Annotated in this window: 17 protein-coding genes, 1 pseudogene and 1 riboswitch; of the genes and pseudogenes, 14 read left to right on the forward strand and 4 right to left on the reverse strand. The window is 60.2% G+C overall.

The window, feature by feature from the left end; genetic code table 11:
* Positions 1-80: 80 nt before the first annotated feature.
* Both P3T25_RS45370 and P3T25_RS45375 read right to left on the reverse strand, forming a co-directional pair.
* Positions 81-1,040: pseudogene (locus P3T25_RS45370) on the reverse strand (AraC family transcriptional regulator).
* A 563-nt stretch (positions 1,041-1,603) separates the two neighbouring features.
* Complete coding sequence (locus P3T25_RS45375; protein ID WP_429364023.1) at positions 1,604-2,662, reverse strand: HoxN/HupN/NixA family nickel/cobalt transporter; 1,059 nt, start codon at positions 2,660-2,662, stop codon at positions 1,604-1,606.
* An 88-nt stretch (positions 2,663-2,750) separates the two neighbouring features.
* Positions 2,751-2,947, reverse strand: a riboswitch (cobalamin riboswitch).
* A gap of 566 nt (positions 2,948-3,513) precedes the next feature.
* Between P3T25_RS45375 and P3T25_RS45380 the strand changes: the two genes are divergently transcribed.
* The 13 genes from P3T25_RS45380 (at position 3,514) to P3T25_RS45440 (ending at position 12,060) form a co-directional block, all read left to right on the forward strand.
* Positions 3,514-4,113 carry an SCO family protein gene (locus P3T25_RS45380; protein ID WP_429364025.1) on the forward strand — a complete coding sequence of 200 codons (600 nt, stop codon included), beginning with the start codon at positions 3,514-3,516 and terminating at the stop codon, positions 4,111-4,113.
* A gap of 45 nt (positions 4,114-4,158) precedes the next feature.
* On the forward strand, positions 4,159-4,413 hold the full coding sequence (locus tag P3T25_RS45385) for a BufA1 family periplasmic bufferin-type metallophore (RefSeq protein ID WP_429364027.1): 255 nt from the start codon (positions 4,159-4,161) through the stop codon (positions 4,411-4,413).
* 454 nt (positions 4,414-4,867) lie between these two features.
* Complete coding sequence (locus P3T25_RS45390; protein ID WP_429364029.1) at positions 4,868-5,323, forward strand: four-helix bundle copper-binding protein; 456 nt, start codon at positions 4,868-4,870, stop codon at positions 5,321-5,323.
* Between the two features lie 179 nt (positions 5,324-5,502).
* Entirely contained in the window at positions 5,503-5,886 is a 384-nt protein-coding gene (locus tag P3T25_RS45395; RefSeq protein ID WP_429364031.1) for a DUF2946 domain-containing protein, read from the forward strand.
* Between the two features lie 98 nt (positions 5,887-5,984).
* On the forward strand, positions 5,985-6,893 hold the full coding sequence (locus P3T25_RS45400; protein WP_429364038.1) for a hypothetical protein: 909 nt from the start codon (positions 5,985-5,987) through the stop codon (positions 6,891-6,893).
* A gap of 2 nt (positions 6,894-6,895) precedes the next feature.
* Positions 6,896-7,270: a copper resistance CopC family protein gene (locus P3T25_RS45405; protein ID WP_429364040.1), complete on the forward strand. Its 375-nt coding sequence runs from the start codon at positions 6,896-6,898 to the stop codon at positions 7,268-7,270.
* Complete coding sequence (locus tag P3T25_RS45410) at positions 7,270-8,184, forward strand: copper resistance D family protein (RefSeq protein WP_429364042.1); 915 nt, start codon at positions 7,270-7,272, stop codon at positions 8,182-8,184. The genes P3T25_RS45405 and P3T25_RS45410 overlap by 1 nt, the downstream gene beginning before the upstream one ends.
* A gap of 122 nt (positions 8,185-8,306) precedes the next feature.
* The gene (locus P3T25_RS45415; protein WP_429364044.1) at positions 8,307-8,561 is read left to right on the forward strand and encodes a BufA1 family periplasmic bufferin-type metallophore; all 255 of its coding nucleotides are present in this window, start codon (positions 8,307-8,309) and stop codon (positions 8,559-8,561) included.
* Positions 8,562-8,607: 46 nt separating this feature from the next.
* Positions 8,608-9,465 (forward strand): MNIO family bufferin maturase, encoded by an 858-nt coding sequence (bufB, locus tag P3T25_RS45420; RefSeq protein ID WP_429364046.1) that lies wholly within the window; start codon positions 8,608-8,610, stop codon positions 9,463-9,465.
* An 18-nt stretch (positions 9,466-9,483) separates the two neighbouring features.
* Positions 9,484-10,383, forward strand: coding sequence for an HvfC/BufC family peptide modification chaperone (locus P3T25_RS45425; protein ID WP_429364048.1), 900 nt, complete (start codon positions 9,484-9,486; stop codon positions 10,381-10,383).
* 216 nt (positions 10,384-10,599) lie between these two features.
* Entirely contained in the window at positions 10,600-11,058 is a 459-nt protein-coding gene (locus tag P3T25_RS45430) for a zinc-finger-containing protein (RefSeq protein ID WP_429364050.1), read from the forward strand.
* Positions 11,059-11,112: 54 nt separating this feature from the next.
* Entirely contained in the window at positions 11,113-11,577 is a 465-nt protein-coding gene (locus P3T25_RS45435; protein WP_429364052.1) for a hypothetical protein, read from the forward strand.
* 174 nt (positions 11,578-11,751) lie between these two features.
* A complete protein-coding gene (locus P3T25_RS45440; protein ID WP_429364054.1) occupies positions 11,752-12,060 on the forward strand; it encodes a hypothetical protein in 309 nt (102 codons plus the stop codon).
* Positions 12,061-12,521: 461 nt separating this feature from the next.
* Here P3T25_RS45440 and P3T25_RS45445 read toward each other — a convergent pair whose 3' ends face one another.
* Positions 12,522-13,892 (reverse strand): FAD-binding oxidoreductase, encoded by a 1,371-nt coding sequence (locus tag P3T25_RS45445; protein WP_429364056.1) that lies wholly within the window; start codon positions 13,890-13,892, stop codon positions 12,522-12,524.
* An 893-nt stretch (positions 13,893-14,785) separates the two neighbouring features.
* Between P3T25_RS45445 and P3T25_RS45450 the strand changes: the two genes are divergently transcribed.
* Positions 14,786-15,535: a hypothetical protein gene (locus tag P3T25_RS45450; protein ID WP_429364058.1), complete on the forward strand. Its 750-nt coding sequence runs from the start codon at positions 14,786-14,788 to the stop codon at positions 15,533-15,535.
* 51 nt (positions 15,536-15,586) lie between these two features.
* On the opposite strand, the gene P3T25_RS45455 is transcribed toward P3T25_RS45450, so the two are convergent.
* Complete coding sequence (locus P3T25_RS45455; RefSeq protein WP_429364060.1) at positions 15,587-16,363, reverse strand: DUF5677 domain-containing protein; 777 nt, start codon at positions 16,361-16,363, stop codon at positions 15,587-15,589.
* Positions 16,364-16,468 lie beyond the last annotated feature (105 nt).

Raw genomic sequence — 16,468 nt, forward strand, 5'->3', positions numbered from 1 at the left:
CCGGAAGACGAGCGGGGTGAGCGAGAAACAATTGCAAGCGTACTATCGCGTTGCGTTGGGAGCGACAGCGTAGTTGAGTGTCATGCTTGGAGGTTCCCGCCCGAAGAGCGCCACCGAGCGGGTGTGATACCGATATGCCGTTTGAAGACGCGCTGAAACGCAGCGTCTGATTGATAGCCGACCGACTCGGCGATTACGGCGACCGGGTTCGCTGTTTGCAACAACATTCGCCCCGCGATAGTCATGCGCACTTCGGTCAAAAGGTCGCTTGCTGACCGCCCAATTGCCTCCTGAAATTGGCGCACAAACGTCGCTTTGGACATATTGCAAAGCGAAGACAGTTCGTCGAGTGTCCAAGGCTCACCCGGTTTTTCAAACATCGCGGATACAGCGGGCTACAAACGAGGGCGTCGAGCCAATGCCATGAGGCCCACTGGCTGTTGAGCGGCCTCGGTTGCGAAACGTAGGGTTAGTGCGAATAAAGCCGCCGAGAAATGACTTACAAGCATCTCGCTGCCCGGACCCGGGTCCAAAGCCTCTTCTTTCATCAGCCCGATGAGACGCATCAATCTGGTGTGTGAAATTGAGCGTTCCGGTCCGCCAGCTCCGACAGCCTGGTCAGGCAGTGCGCTGCGCACGACCATTCGACCCGGCAGGTGATCGCGTAATAACCTGTCTGGAACCGCCCCTAGCAGAAACCTTCCGCAAAGAAAGTCTGCTGTTTCGCCTATCCCATCGTTTTCGACGACGACTAAAGACGCATTGTTACTCGTAAACTCAGGCTTTGCCGGCTCGCCGCTTCCGTCGTGTATCAGATGTGCGCCACCCGCCGGAAACAAGATGATGTCGCCGGCTACCAGTTGTTCGGGCGGCCCGTTACCGTCCTCGAGCACTGCATGCCCAGACAGCAGCAGGTGGTATGGGATTTCCCGGACGCCTGCGACTCCCTGGCTGATCTCCCAAGGCGCTCCAAAATGACAGCGCAACTCCAGCCGACCAGTTACAGGTATCAATGAAAGGAGTCTGCTTAGCAAATCCATATGGGTCGGGTGAGATGTTTGGTCGTCGTCCGGAATTTTCGTCAGTGGGTGACGAACATAGAGTGCAGTTGTCGCTCAAGCGGCGTGTCAGCCAGATTCAGCTGTTCAGGCGGCGATCGCGATCGGGAGAGCGCGATAACACCCGTCTTTGTGGCAAAGCCTTGCAAGGCGGGCATGGGCATGGGCAGGGGAAGCGGAAGCGGGGACGTGCGATCGGGCCGCAGGTGCAGTCTGGTAGGGACCTTGGCGATTCCTAATCGGCCACTCGTCGCTGCGTGGTATTGCCTATGAATGTTCGCTTTAGGGAATTTCCGCATCATGCAGTAGCCGGCCATGAAGCGTCGTCCGCCCGCACGGTCATTAGGTCATTGGGGTGCCCGCTTCGCACTCGGAAGCGGCCATTGGTTATTCATTTGCAGTCGCAAATGCGAGCATCTGCGTGACCCGCTCACGCGCTGCGCGCGCGCTCGTCTCCGCCTACCCGGCGGCCGCGCAGGCATGCCGTAAGTCAAGACGGGTCAGGCGCGGCACAGGCTATGCGGCCGCGCCGACGCACGAAGACGTTATCGTTGGAAAGGGCGCGCTTCCAGATCGTCGTAGCGCTTCGCGCGATAGATGATGAACGACACAAGCCAGGCGACGATGAATACGCCGATGATGATGAAGCCGAGATTGTTGAAGTTGTCGTTCAGGGTACCAATTACGCTCCAAAACGCACCCTTGAGGCTGAGCTGGTCAGCCAGCAGGCCGAGTGCCTCAACGCCGCCGATAAGCACGGCGACGATCACGGAGACCAGCGTGATCGTCAGGTTGTAGTAGAGCTTGCGGATTGGCCGCACGAATGCCCAGTCGTAGGCGCCCAGCATCAGCACGCCGTCGGTCGTGTCGACGAGTGACATGCCCGCCGCGAACAGCACCGGGAACACCAGCAGGACCCAGATCGATAGCCCTTGCGCCGCCTGGCTTGCGGAGATGCCGAGCAGGCTGACCTCGGTTGCTGTATCGAAGCCGAGGCCGAACAGGAAACCGAGCGGCAGCATCCAGATGGGATTCGACACGAGACGAAACATTGGGCGGAAAAGCCGCGCGAGCAATCCACGATTGTTCAACAGCAAGTCGAGGTCATCGTTGTCGTAGGGTTCACCGCGCCGTACCTTATTGAATGCGTGCCATACGCCACGCAGGATGATGATGTTCATCGCGGCGATCAGGAACAGAAACAGAGCGGATACGCTGGTCGACACGATCCCGCCCAGGTCTTTCCAGGCCTCGAAGCGGCTCTCCAGAGCGGCTGCAGTCGCGGCAACTGCGGCCGCAACCAGCAAAACGACCGCAGAGTGGCCGATCGCGAAGAAGAAGCCGATCGTTACAGGACGTTGACCGTCCTGCATCAGCTTGCGCGTGACGTTGTCAATGGCAGCGATATGGTCGGCGTCGACCGCGTGGCGTAGGCCGAAGCCATACGCAAGCAAGCCGGTGCCGAGTAACAGCGGATGGCCGTGAAAAGCGATGAACGCCCAGATCCAGGCGCCGACGTTGAATATGGCGAGGACGCTATAAATGCCGATGACGCGTCGGCGCAATGTTCCTTGCGGGGAGCCGATTTGCACGGTGGTGGACATGACAGATCCTGAGGTTTGGGCTGTCGTTGCAACGGGCGGCCGCATAGGCGGTGCTTGCACATCGGGACACCCCGCCCGGTGCGGCTGCGCAGACCTCGGTTTGATGGCAGGTCTCCTGGCTCGCAGGTCAACGTCCCTTGCCGACCTTCCCGGTGTTCCAGTGGTCATGAATGGCACAGACTCGCCGCTTACAGTTGCGGGGGCAGCCGCAGACTCGGAGCATCGCTGCTCTTACTGCGTTCCCTTTTGATCCCGGTGACGGGAACCATCAGCGCGCAAGCGTACCGACGCGCGATGGTTGCCGTCAATCCATATGGCGATCGCAGTGGCCTACCTATCATCGAGCTTTCGTATTCGACCAGATTTGCCAACGAAATCTATCGAGGACCATTACTAGCACCATTCACAACGAACCGGTGTCCCCCTTTGACCTTCCTCAGCTCGTCGATTTCGGAAAGCCGCGCGTTGGAACACGCGCCATCAACGAAGGAGGTCCCTCCGTCAATATTCCGTACGGCCGCTTTCGCCTCAGGCTGGGACGCATCCAGTCGGTCGATGAATAGCGCGTATGGGTCGATTTGTAACGATCGCCTGTCCCTAACGTGCCTCATTTTCCGGTTTCCGAAGTGTCCCCAGACACTGCCCGTCAAGAGAAACTTCGATGGTTTGTCCTACCGCGGCAGTAGGGCGTTGACCCATGCCAGGCACCATCGTTCGTTTGAACAATACCGATACGGGGAGAAGTGCGAAAGCACAACCGGAGACGATTGCGGCGCCGGCCGATCAATTGCCGCAGCCTGTCGATTATTGCTGGAGGGATTCAAATGAGAGCGTTCACAATGCCATGGCGCATGGCGATAGCGCTCGCGGTCGCGAGCACGATCACTATGGTTGCCCCCCATGCGTATGCGCAAGACAGTGCCGACCCGCATGCCCACCATCACATGATGAAAGGCATGACCATGACATCAATGGTGGACTACACCGTACCCGCCGTGATGCTGGTGCGAGATGACGGCCAGACGGTCTCCCTGAAGAATGAAGTGGACGACGGCCGCCCGGTGGTGCTGACTTTCATCTACACCACGTGTACATCGATCTGCCCGATGATCAGTCAAACCATGTCGCAGTTGCAGAGCGAACTCGGCGCGGATCGGGACAAGGTGCACCTGGTTTCGATCTCGATTGATCCGGAGCAGGATACGCCGGAGCGCCTTAGGGAGTATGCAAAAAAATTTGGAGCTGGACCGGAGTGGCAGCACTACACCGGCACCGTGGCGGCGAGCGTCGCAACGCAGCGTGCCTTCAACGTCTACCGCGGCGACAAGATGAGCCACACGCCGGTGACACTGTTCCGTGCCGCGCCGGGGAAACCATGGCTGCGGTTCGATGGCTTCGCTACAGCGGCCGACCTGTTACACGCGTACCAGCAGCCGGTCGCGTCCAACTGAATGCATACCCACCCCGCCCGATTGGACAGGTCAAGGAGAACAAAGATGAAATCGACTTTCGCCCGCCATGCCCTCGTTGCCGCAGCACTTACCGGTCTCGGCGTCGCAGGCATGGGCGTCGCGCACGCCGAGGACGACGTGAAGTGCTTCGGAATCTCGAAGGCCGGTCAGAACGACTGCGCGAACAAGACCGGGGTGCATAGCTGCTCCGGCGAAGCGAAGGTGGACAATGACAAGGGCGACTTCCAGAACGTGCCGAAGGGAACCTGTGACAAGCTCGGCGGCACGGTGGACACCTGAACGCGCCACGAAGCTCGATTTGCGGCCCGCCGCCGCACCCTCCGGTGAAGACGCTCTCGCGCGTACGCCGCGCAGCGCGGGCGTAGGACTGTGCGAATGTCGATGCCCCACTTGCGCATCACGCGCGCGCTGCTGAATCTCGCGATCCGCCAGCAGGCGGCAGGAAGTTTTTCATATCCGGGATGATCAAGCTGCACGACTGGCATGCGACACCTGTCGCTTCTCGCGACCGGTCGCAACCGACACACGGAACAGAACCGGCGCGGCTACCCGAGGGTTCGCTTGCCGTCAAGCTGCGGCGATCACCAAAGGACCTGGTCGGACGATTCGATCTCGCGCGCTCCCTTTGGTGTTAGCATTCCGCGAACACAGCCCCGTTTCCCGACGCCTGCAAGTTCTGCGGACCTTCGGCAGCGTCGTCGTTGCAGTGAATTTTCTTCAAGAGGGATTTCACATGGACAGACGTGAAGCACTGATCGGTACCGGGATGCTTGCCCTTTCCGCGTTCGCGGTTGCGGAGCGGGCCTCAGCCCAGGAGAGCACTCCACAGGAAATGTCCCACATGCACCATGGTGGCCACTATAAGGCGCTGGCTGACGCGGCCGGGGCATGCGTGTCGAAGGGGCAAGTCTGCGCGAACCATTGCCTCGATCTTTTGGGAAGCGGAGACAAGGACCTGGCCGCGTGCGCCAGGAGCGTGTCGCAGATGCTTTCTCTTTGCAATGCGCTACAAGGGCTGGCCAACCAGGACGCCCACTATCTTCCGGCACTTGCCAAGGTCACGATGGACGCGTGCAATGATTGTGAGAAGGAATGCAAGAAGCACGCTGACAAGCACGCGCCCTGCAAGGCGTGCATGGAGTCGTGCCGGACATGCGCCGATGAGTGTAGTCGGGCGCTAGGGGCTTGAAGTCCTGAAAACGCCGCCGGGCGATCCGGCGGCAGAACCGCTTTCACATGCCGGGCGGCGATCGCGGCGGGACAGTGGCCCGAGCTGACTCTCGTACTGGCTTTCCGCCTGACGGAAAGCTGTACGAACTGTCATATATATTTCGCATACTATTTTTATCGACCTCTCGCCGGTCCGCCATGCTCAGCCGCCACCGTCAGAAGATCGGGGCTTTGCTCGGGATGTTTGCGATCCTGCTGAGCGTGGTCGCGCCGACAATATCCCAGGCGCTGCGCAGCGGGCGCACAGATGTCGCGCATCACGCTCATCATGCGGCCCACATGGCCCATATGGCGCACGCCGGGGCTGCCGCGCACCATGATGGTTCCGAATCGTCGTCGCTTTGCGACGCGTGTCCCTATTGCGGTCTGATCGCGCACACGCCGGCCCTGACGGGCTCGGTCGCGTCTTTCAGCGTCGTACCGCAACGACCGTGGTTTCCCCCGCCAGTCGGCGTTGCCGCGTTTCGCCCCTATACGGTGGCGACGCGGGCTCAGCCGCGCGCTCCGCCTGCCTTGTCCTGATCGTCGTTGACGATTTCTAGCGATGTCGGTGAACGACGTCGCTGCGTTGCCGCGCGCGTGCTGCGGCCGCATGACAACAATCTGACCAGGACATCAAAATGCGAACCACTCTCAAGCGGGGCGCCGTAGCGTTATGCGCGGTCGTGCCAACTCTTCTGTCATCCGGCGCGTCGGCTCACGCCGTCGCCGGCAACCGTGTTTTCCCGGCGACGATGGCGGTCGACGACCCCGGCGTCGGAGATGAAGTCAATCTGGGATTCGGCCACGTCAAATCCGACACGGGCGACGGCGACACCCAGAACACCAATACCACGACGCTCGAATGGGACAAGCTGATCACGCCGAGTTTCGCCCTTATTGTGACGGGCACCTATGTGAACCTGAACGCGCCGAATGGCGGCTCCGCCCGTGGGTTTGACAACTTCGCGGCCGGTGCCAAATATCGCTTCTACGTGAACGAAGCGCATGAGTTCATGGCGTCGGCCGGCGTGATCGCCGAACTGGGTGACACCGGCTCGAAGGCGATCGCCAATCCGCACTCGGCGATCACGCCAACGCTCTATGTCGGCAAGGGATTCGGCGATCTGCCGGACGGCCTGAAATATCTGAGACCGTTTGCGATCACTGGCACTGTCGGCCCGCGCGTGACGATGAACAGCGCCGATCCCGATTCCCTGAGCTGGGGCGTCACGTTGCAATACAGCCTGCCTTACCTGCAGAACTTCGTGCAGGACGTGGGGCTCAAGGCGCCGTTCAGTAACCTGATCCCGGTCGTCGAATTCCCGATGAGTACCTGTACCGGCGGCCCCTGTTCGGGACATACGACCGGGAGCATCAATCCCGGCGTGATCTGGCTCAATCGCTGGGGCCAGCTCGGCGCCGAGGCGGTGATTCCGGTCAATCATGCAAGCGGCAAGGGCGTGGGCGTCCTGTTGCAGGCGCATCTTTACCTGGATGACGTGCTCCCCAACTCCGTAGGTAAGCCGCTTTTCGGCAAAGGAGACTAGAAATGAGTGTCTTTAATGGTCTTCGACGAGGCTGCGGCGCAGTGGCCATCGCGACCTGCATTCTGATACCGTCCGCCGCATTCGCGCATGTGTTCCCGCAAACGCAATCGCCCTCCGCGGGCGCCGAAGTGCCTGCGCCGGAAAACGTCACGGTCGTATTTGATGGCCCACTCGAACCGGCATTCAGCTCGCTGACCGTAAGCAATTCGACGGGCAAGCAGGTGAATACCGTGAAGGCGCAAGTCGATCCGAGCGACAAGAAGTCGATCCATGTAGCGTTGCCCCCGTTGCCGCCTGACAAGTACACGGTGCATTGGGTGGCCGTCGCCTCTGATGGACATCGTACGCACGGCGACTATTCGTTCAGGGTGAAGTAGTGGACCCAGCGACGATAACCGGTTCGATCATCGTGGCCGCCGTCGCGAACGTACTGTTTGCGTGTGCGGTAGGTGCCTGTCTTGCGGTGTTGATGCTGGACAATGCATCGCCGCGCATGCGGCACCGGTTGCGATGGACCGTAGCCGTTTGCGTCGTCGCGTTGATCGTTGCGGATACCGTCAATTTGCTGTTTGAGGCTGCGCTGATGAGCGGGTCAGCGCCGGGTGCCGATTTTTCGGTGCTAGTCCCGGTACTGACCCAATCGCATTTCGGCGCAGCGTGGTCTACTGGACTGGTCGCCCTGATGGTGTGGGTGCTCCTGTCGGTGGCGCCGCGAGGGTTCGGGCGGCCGGCCCGGATGACTGTCGCGCTGTTCGCCGCAGCCGTCTTCGCGTTTAGCAAGGCGGCCTCAAGTCATGCGGCCGACGCTGGTGATTTTTCGATGCCGGAGTGGATTCACTGGGCGCATATTTGCGCGACGGCTTCTTGGGCCGGGCTCGTGATCGCGGGTGGACTCCTTGTACTGCCCTGGCTGCGGGCCGACGTGAGCGGAGAAGACCTGGCGCACTTCGCCGGGCGCCTGTCCGCCGCGGCAACCTTCGCATTGCTCGCGGTCCTCTTCACCGGGATTTACAACGCCGATCGCGGACTAGGTGGCTCTCTGCTACCGCTTACACGTAGCGACTGGGGGCTCATCCTCGACGCTAAAATTGGGCTTATCAGTACAGCGATCGTTCTGGGCGGGATCAACCGGCTGGTTTATCTGCTACGCATACGGCGCGCTGCATCGCACAGTGCTGCGGCGTGTTCGTTCCAGGCGATTCTGAAAGCGGAAGCAGTCGTCATGATCGGCATCCTGTCTGCCGCCGCCATACTCGCCCACACAATGCCGGGCTCGTACCCCAGCGGGTAGTCGTGAATTGACATCTCCGCTGGGCTAAATGCCCGATTGTCGGCGGTTATTGTCATCGGCGAACCCGCTGGCCTCAAGACAATTCGTGGCACCCGATGTCGCGTTCACCCTGGAGAAGCAAGATGAAATCGAACCTCAACCGGAAAGCCCTGATTGCCGTCGCGCTCGCTGGCCTCGCCACGACCGCCGTGACCGCCGCACATGCGGATGAACAGGTGGAGTGCCTGGGCATCGCCAAGGCCGGCCAGAATGACTGCGCGAGCAAGACGGGGGTGCATGACTGCGCAGGCGAGGCGAAGGTCGACCACGACAAGGGCGACTTCAAGAGGGTGCCGAAAGGGACCTGCAAAAAAATGGGCGGAACAGTCGCCAAATGACGCGCGCTGCGCCGCGCGGCCATCACCACTCCGGGACGCAGTTCGCATGAATACCCTCTGTCCTTCTTTCCGCGCGCCTGCGGGCATCGGTATAGGACTGCGTCACGCGCACTACGCCGATTTCCTCGAGACGGTGCCACCCGTCGACTGGGTTGAAGTACACAGCGAGAACTATTTCGGCGACGGCGGTTACGATCTGCACGTCCTTCAGACCGTGCGGCGCGATCTGCCAGTCAGCCTGCATGGCGTGGGGCTTGGGCTCGGTTCGGCCACGACGCTCGACCTGGCTCACCTCGGCAGGTTGAAGCGCCTCGTGGAAAGGATCGAGCCTGCGGTGGTCTCCGAGCATTTGTGCTGGGGCGCGACATCGGCAGGTCACCTGAACGACCTGCTGCCGATGCCACTGACCGATGCGGCACTCGATCATCTCAGCGCAAAAGTCAGCGAGGTGCAGGAGTTTCTCGGCCGCCCGATCCTGCTGGAAAACGTCTCGACATACGTTCGGTTCATCGATGACCAATACGACGAGACGGTATTCCTTGCCGAGCTGGCGCGCCGTACCGGTTGCGGGGTACTGCTCGACGTCAATAATCTGTATGTGAACCAGTGCAATCACAGTGAAGACGCGATCGCCGCGATGAATGCGTTGCCGATTGGCGTGGTCGGTGAGATCCATCTTGCTGGCCATCGCGTGACCGATGGTGCCGTGATCGACGACCATGGTTCGCGCATCGCGTCGGCCGTTTGGGCGCTTTATGACTATGCGCTGTGCCGCTTTGGTGAAACGCCAGCGTTGATCGAATGGGACACCGATGTGCCGCCATTGAGCGTGCTGCTTGACGAGGCGCAGCTTGCCCGCGACCGTGTCAGGCTCGGACATGCCCAACCACGCCACCAGACATGACTGCCGCGCGGGAGGCCAATGACGACTGCTCAGCTTGAATTCCTCCAACGATCGTTTGCCAATGCGCTTGACGGTGCGGAACATGAACAACCGCTGCACAGGCGTTTGAAACCCGTGCCGTCGACGGCGGCATGGGCGCCTGCACCGTCTCGGGAAAGCAGGATATCGGACTCGCACACGCATCTCGCAGACGGACTTGATCTCGATGCCAGCGTGCATAGCCGCATCGGGCTTTACCGTGGCAATGTGCGCACCCACTGGCGAGCGGCGCTCGCCAATGCGTACCCGGTATTGCTGGCGCTGGTTGGCGATGCCTGGTTCGATGCGCTGTCAATTGCGTACGCCCGCGCTCATCCGTCGCAGAGTGGTGATCTCAACAGCTTCGGCGATCAACTGCCGGCATTCATTGGGAAATACGAACGCGACCGGCGCTATCGATACTTCGGTGACGTTGCGCGCCTGGAGTGGTCGCTGCACGTCGCATATTTCGCGGCCGATGTGACGCCGTTCACCCCACAGCAGTGGCTTGAGGTTGGCGAGGATCGACTGCTCGATTCACAGCTGATCGTGAACCCGGCATGCACGGCACTCGCCTCGCGCCATGCCATCATCGATATCTGGATGGCGCATCAACCGGGCTCGATCTTGCCGCGGCGTCTCCACGTCTCGACGTGGACCCTGGTTGTCAGGCCACGATGGCGACCCACGATACTGGTGCATTCCGCAGCCGCGCATGCTGCCTTCGTCGCATTGCAAGGAGGAAAAACGCTAAACGAGGCACTCGACGCCGCGCTTGCGCTCGATCCCGAATTCGATTTCACTTCTCAATGGCAGACGTGGATCTCGGCAACTGCGATTACCGGCGCAGTTACGGGCACAACTGCTCCGTCTGTCTCGCGTTCACCAGAGCAGGAATGAGCAGGTTTAAAAGCTGCCGATGAGGCGGCGCCTGGTCGAGCTTCCGGCTTGGGTCGACAAGAGGCGGTCGTACCTGCTCGACCGCGGCCATTCACCGGGCTTGCGTTGGGCGAGGGACGCACGGTCTCAGTTACAAATGATCGCGACAATCGTAAAGCTTTCGCTTCCCGACGATCGCGGATAATGTGATCTGAATTCAGAGAGAAGGAGTCTCCGGTGCGTGTAGGTCGCCCGATCAAGGCATTACCCCAGCCCTTGTGCGATTACTGCGGCGCTCACGCCGCGTTCGTGAAATTCGGTGAAGCGTCGTATCCCTATCGCGAGGACCACGGCGCGCTCTGGGTCTGCACAGCGTGTCAGGCGTGGATCGGCATCCACTCGCGCAGCACCCGGAACGTGCCGCTGGGACGTCTCGCCGACGGCGCGTTGCGCGACGCGAAGAGCCGCCTGCACGACGCGCTCGAGCCACTGGTCTCGGGCAAGGTCAGGCGTGATCACGTCAATCCGTTCGAGGCCCGCGCGAAAGCGATCCGCTGGGTCGCATCCGAACTCGGCTTCGATCCGGTGCCGGCGTCCATCCACAACCTGTCACTCGACCAGTGCGAACGGGCGATCCGGCATGTCGAAGCATTCATCGCACATCGCGGGGCCGCTTCGTCAGAAGGCAACGTTTAAGCAACCTCCGCCCGTGGCCACTATCCCCGTTCAAGAGATCACCAACGAACCCTGATGCCCCAAACTCTCCCATTCGTTCGCAACGCCAACTCGGCACGAGCGCGGCGCGCCAAAACGATGCTGTTGCCAATGCCGCGCGCTACCGCCGACGAACTCGCGCTGCGGGTACACCTTGCGCTCGCAACGATGCGTGCCGGTGTCGGCAGCGTGCGTAACGCACAGACCCTTACCCAGACCATGATCCTGACGGGCTTTATCGCCGAGGCAGGCTACGGCGCGGCCACGTACGAGCAACTCGTCGTCGCGGAAGCCGCCATTTCGGCCGCTTTCGACCGCGGCCGGGACACGGGCGAATGGCGACTGGATGAGGGTGCCGCCAGCCTGTTCGCCGTAATCGTCACGACCTACGATGAACAACTGCGCCAGGCCCCGCTGTGGGCCGCCGCTGAAGCGAGCGAACGGCTCGACCGCTTCCAGGCAGGCGAGGCGTACCGACGAACGGACTGCAAGCTGGCTTGAGCCTGTCGCGTTGGTGCGACAAAATCGCGCGACGGCGCTGCGCCAACAGAATTAAGGGTTTATACTTAACCCGTCTCCTCCATGTCTCCTCCGATATGGATTCAGCCCGCCGATTGAGCGGGCTTTTTTCTGCCTGTCGCTATAATCCCCCGAACGAAAACCGGGTACTTCGGAATGAAAGGGAAAATCGCTGACGGTGAGGCCCGCGAGCGGCTCATCATCTGGATCCGCCGACGCATGCAGGAATTCGGCATCACATTCGACGCACTGGAAGCGTCATTTCAGAAAGATCTCGCGCACCCGCCGCTGTACCGCGACGCGCGAGGCCACGACTGGAACGGGGTCGGTCCGATGCCCGACTGGCTGACGGCCGCCAAACACGCCGGCGTCGACCCAGACTTCTTCCGCATCGAGGAGAAGCCGAAGGAAGAACCACAGCGCAAAGGGGATGTGGTCTACAGACAGGCAGACCTCTTCGAATAACCGCGCATGCTGGAGCCGACGTGGATCCCATAAAAACTATCAATCTCGACGGGAACGTCGAAGCTTGAATTGACGTGGGAGGCTACTGTGCAATGGATTCTGTGCACGAATTAAGCACGTTAACTGTATCCGGGGATCAGGCAGAAATCGGCCAAGAACGGACGTCGAGGTACCAGCTTAGGATCGCTCCTAAGCGGACTTTCGCGAACTGTTTCGGGTGGCTTGCACCCACCGGAGAGGTCTAGGAACCTCGAGTGCGGGGAACGTGAACGCCGTGGAGTTCGGTTAGACCCGATTTGATTCACGCGTCGCGCTGATCAGGTTCGGCGCGACGTGTGAGACGCTCTTCAAGCTGCCCGCGACAGAGGCAAGTCGGCCAGCAACGACGACGGCAATGTCGGCAGCGTGTTCGCGCTGAATACCGCGACGCGGCGCGGGCGCGCGAGGCCGCGCGCGTAGACTCACGCTTCCGGTTTGATGTTCTGGTTGACTCGCAACAGGTTGTTGGGATCGTACTTCGCCTTGATCGAGGCAAGGCGCTTGTAGTTCTCGCCGTAGCTTAGTTCGACACGGTTCTCGGCCTCGTCGGCGTCCATGAAGTTGACGTAGGCGCCTTCCAGATTGAACGGGTGGATGGCCCCCCAGTAGGCACGGCCCCAGGTCTTAAGCGCCTCGGCGTCCTTGGGATCGGGGCTGATCGCGGCAATTACCATCGAAAAAGACGCGTCCCGCGCGCTCCACGGCGTGGCATCCTTGGCGACCCGCCGAACGGCGCCGTCTATGGGGTAAAGGTGCATCAGGCAGAAGGGGGTCGGTGCCTTGAGCGCGTTGGCGATGTGCACGTCGATCGCCTCGTCGGGCAGCGCCTTGACAAAGTCGCCCTTCCAGTACCACTGCAAGCCTTTAGGGAAGAACGGGTCGAACAGACTGTTGATGGCAGTCCACGGCATCTCGCCCATCCAGTTGAACAGCGGGGCGGGGAGTTTCTCGAGCAGCGAGGCGATTAGCTTCTGACCCTCTGCGATCGGCCCGTTGAAAGCACCGATCAGAGCACAGGCGCGTTTGTTCCAGTGCTCCTTAGGGAAGGGATCGACTGGAGGCACGGTTTTGAGGCCGACAAATAGGCCAAGCTCTTCGGGGGCGTTTGGGATGAAGTCGCGGTACATCGCCATAACTTGCTTGGCGTCCTGGGCGTCCCAGAAGATCGGACCGGCGAACACCATTTCGGCTCGGTGGGCCTGAAATAGAAAACTCGTGACCACGCCGAAGTTACCGCCGCCACCGCGCACCGCCCAGAAGAGGTCAACGTGCTTGTCCTTGTTAGCGGTGACGAAAGAGCCGTCGGCCAGCACTACATCCACCTCGAGCAAATTGTCGACCGTGAGGCCGTGCTTGCGCGTGAGATAGCCGGTTCCACCGCCCAAGGTCAGACCTGCGACGCCCGTGCTGCCGACGATGCCGAGCGGTACGGCGAGGCCAAAGGCATGAGTCGCGTGATCGAGATCCGCTGCAGTGCAGCCTGGATCGACACGCACGGTGCGGCTCGCTGGGTCGACGCGCACGCTGCGCATCTGCGACAGGTCGATGACCAGCCCACCGTCGCAACTGCCCAAACCGGGGCCGTTGTGTCCGCCTCCGCAGATTGCGAGAAGCAGCTTGTTATCGCGCGCGTAGTTGACCGCCGCCATGACATCGGCGGCATCGGTGCAGCGAGCGATCACCTTGGGCCGCTTATCGATCATGCCGTTGTACAGCGCTCGCGCCTCGTCGTAGTCCTTGTCTGACGGATCGATCAGCCTTCCGCGAAATCCCTGAATCGCAAACTCGCCCATGACCCTGCCTCCTTGAAGAGTTTATCCATCGCGCGCGCACGCGCGACGACGCGCTGCCGTATCCAGAAGCCTCGCGCCGAACCGTCGACAAGAACGACATCGGGCGCGTGGGATCAATCAATCGGAATCTACGCACCTATCCGGTAGCCGTTCGCGAGCTTAGCCTCGCACCTCACTTAATGAGAAGCATAGTGCTCCGACGCAAGTGCCGGAAGGAACTTCCGATTGACGACACTGACAGCAAGACGAGCGAGCAGCGAGTCGAATGAAACCCGACCAATCGGCGGCCGGTCTTTAGTCCAAGAGAAAAAATGGGCGCGTCCAACCGGAGACTTGACCGGCCAGACGGTTTTGAAGCGTCCGACGCAGCCTCAAATGGTCATTTGAATGGCCGCTACCGGGAATTCCGAAGGGCTCTTCCGGGTCGATCAGTGACAGTCGCGGACGGCCGAGTCCACGCTGAACAGCGTTGGCCGCGCGGATTATTTCACTAACTGTGGCGGCAGTTTTTCACTTACTTGGCACAGTTTTCACTTTCCGTGGCACGCGACAGTAGTGTCGGCTGTCACCATTAGTGAAAAGTGCGTCGTTGATTTTAGGGCGTTGTTTCAGGAAGAGTGGCAGGGAGCGGCCAGCATGTGCCAAGAAAAGTGAAAAATCCGTCGCGCACTGCCGCTGTAAGTGAAAAATCCGTCGTCTTCTCATCGACCCGCCTGGACTCGATAGCCGATCACCGATCGTAGCCCGGCAGCATCGGTGCCAACGTCGTCAACAATCGCTTGCAGTACAGGCTCCATCGGAGTTGTTCCGACCACTGACACAACAAGCAACGATTGCCCGCTCGCCGTTACCGACTGATAATCCATCGGACAAAACAAACAGGAGGGGCGGGCATGGGCAGCAAAGACGGGGGCACGGCGTTGGATGAACTTATACCTCTTGCGCTTCGGCGCAACCCACACCTTGCTCTCTCGGCCTTACTATTTTGCGGGGGTATTCTCGGACTCGCGTGTGGTGTCCCGGCGATTGCCGGCGCTCTCTTTGGTGCTGGCGCGACGATGCTCGGCGGATGGATCACCCTGATAAATACGCAGCAGGCGAGCGCTGCGGAGAAATCGCGTCGGGAGTCTGACGCCAAACGCTATCTGACTCCCGAGCTGTTCCGAGTGGTCACGCGCTCGCTGTTTGTCCATCAGCGAGCCCTCGCGAACTACACCTGCGCCGCATTGGGCCACGAAATGCCGAAGGACGAGAAGATCGACTTTCAACCGATCATGCCCGTTCTCTATCCGAATGCGCCGCAGTTTCACAGCCTGCCTGGAGACGATGCCGTCGCGCTTGTCGAGCTTTACGATTCGTTGCACGTTCTGACCGATACAGTCACCGATTGGCATGGCCGGGAGTCGGTGCTGCCTGTCAACATTTTCAATGCAATTCTTCACGGCGTAGGTCAGAGCCTGAAGCAGGCCAAAACCTGTGTAGAGCGTTTCGACATCGATCACCTCTACCCTGCGAAACACGCATCCGTGGGGACAATCTCCCACCAGATTGATGGAGCGCTTACGAAAAGCAACCAAGCGCGCGAAAACCACATCAAGCACTTCGAAGCTGAGCAGAAAAAAACTCAGCACCCCAAGAGCTAGGGGCGACACGGCAAGGTCTGGAGAGACGGCATGGGTAGCCCTAGACGCAACTTATTCCGGCCCATAGCTGGCAAACCAGCGGAAGTGATCAGTAACACTCGCGTATATAGTCTCCGCCTTGAAGATTGGCTGTAACAGCATGATGCATGCGTATAGCGCAGGCATCGCATGTGCCAGCGCTTGATGAGCGCACTCGTCATCTGGCATGAGGCGAAATCCCGTCACGTCAGGTTGACCATCGGTATATCGGCTCAATGACTGGAGGGTCGGGTGTGCATCGCCGGAAAAATCCCGGAAGAAGCTATAGAGTGGCGCCATACCTGACTGCCTCGCCGTCTGTTCCGACACGACCCGGCTAAGCCCCTGGTCGGAGGCATCGAGATCGCTAAGGAAGCGCTGGAGTCTTTCCAAGACGTCAGCACCAATCACGTCAGCATGTGCCTTATCGTTTATCAGCTCGGTTGCCAATGCTTTCCGATGCTTGGCGTAATCGGCAACCATCTTGTCAACGAATCCGGGATCTTCGGCGAGCGCTCCCATGTAAAACGCTGTCTCGAGCACGTTGCGAGCAATCGTTCTTGCCTCGACAAACATTCCACGTTCCGAAAGAAGAATCACGCCCTCGAACGAGCTAATTGCACGCAACAAGAGCGCCGTCAAGGTCACCTCTTGCTTGGAATAAGAGACCCGGCCTATCTCCTGCGCCAGCTCCAATGCCAGATCTCGCAATCGATCAGCGTGCTCAAACAACGCACGATTTTTCTCTTTGTTGCTCTTGATCCAGTCGTCGACGGCTGAGTTCAAGAAGCCTTCACCACGCAGATCCATTTTGTCCTCATAGATCCTATGAGCACGGGCGTCGAGGAACTGATACGTAAAATCAGCGTGTCGAGTCCTGTTCAAAGGAGAGAGCATCATGCGCACGGATCACAC

The organism is Paraburkholderia sp. GAS32, assembly GCF_050434225.1.
In the GTDB taxonomy this organism is placed as follows: Bacteria; Pseudomonadota; Gammaproteobacteria; order Burkholderiales; family Burkholderiaceae; genus Paraburkholderia; species Paraburkholderia madseniana.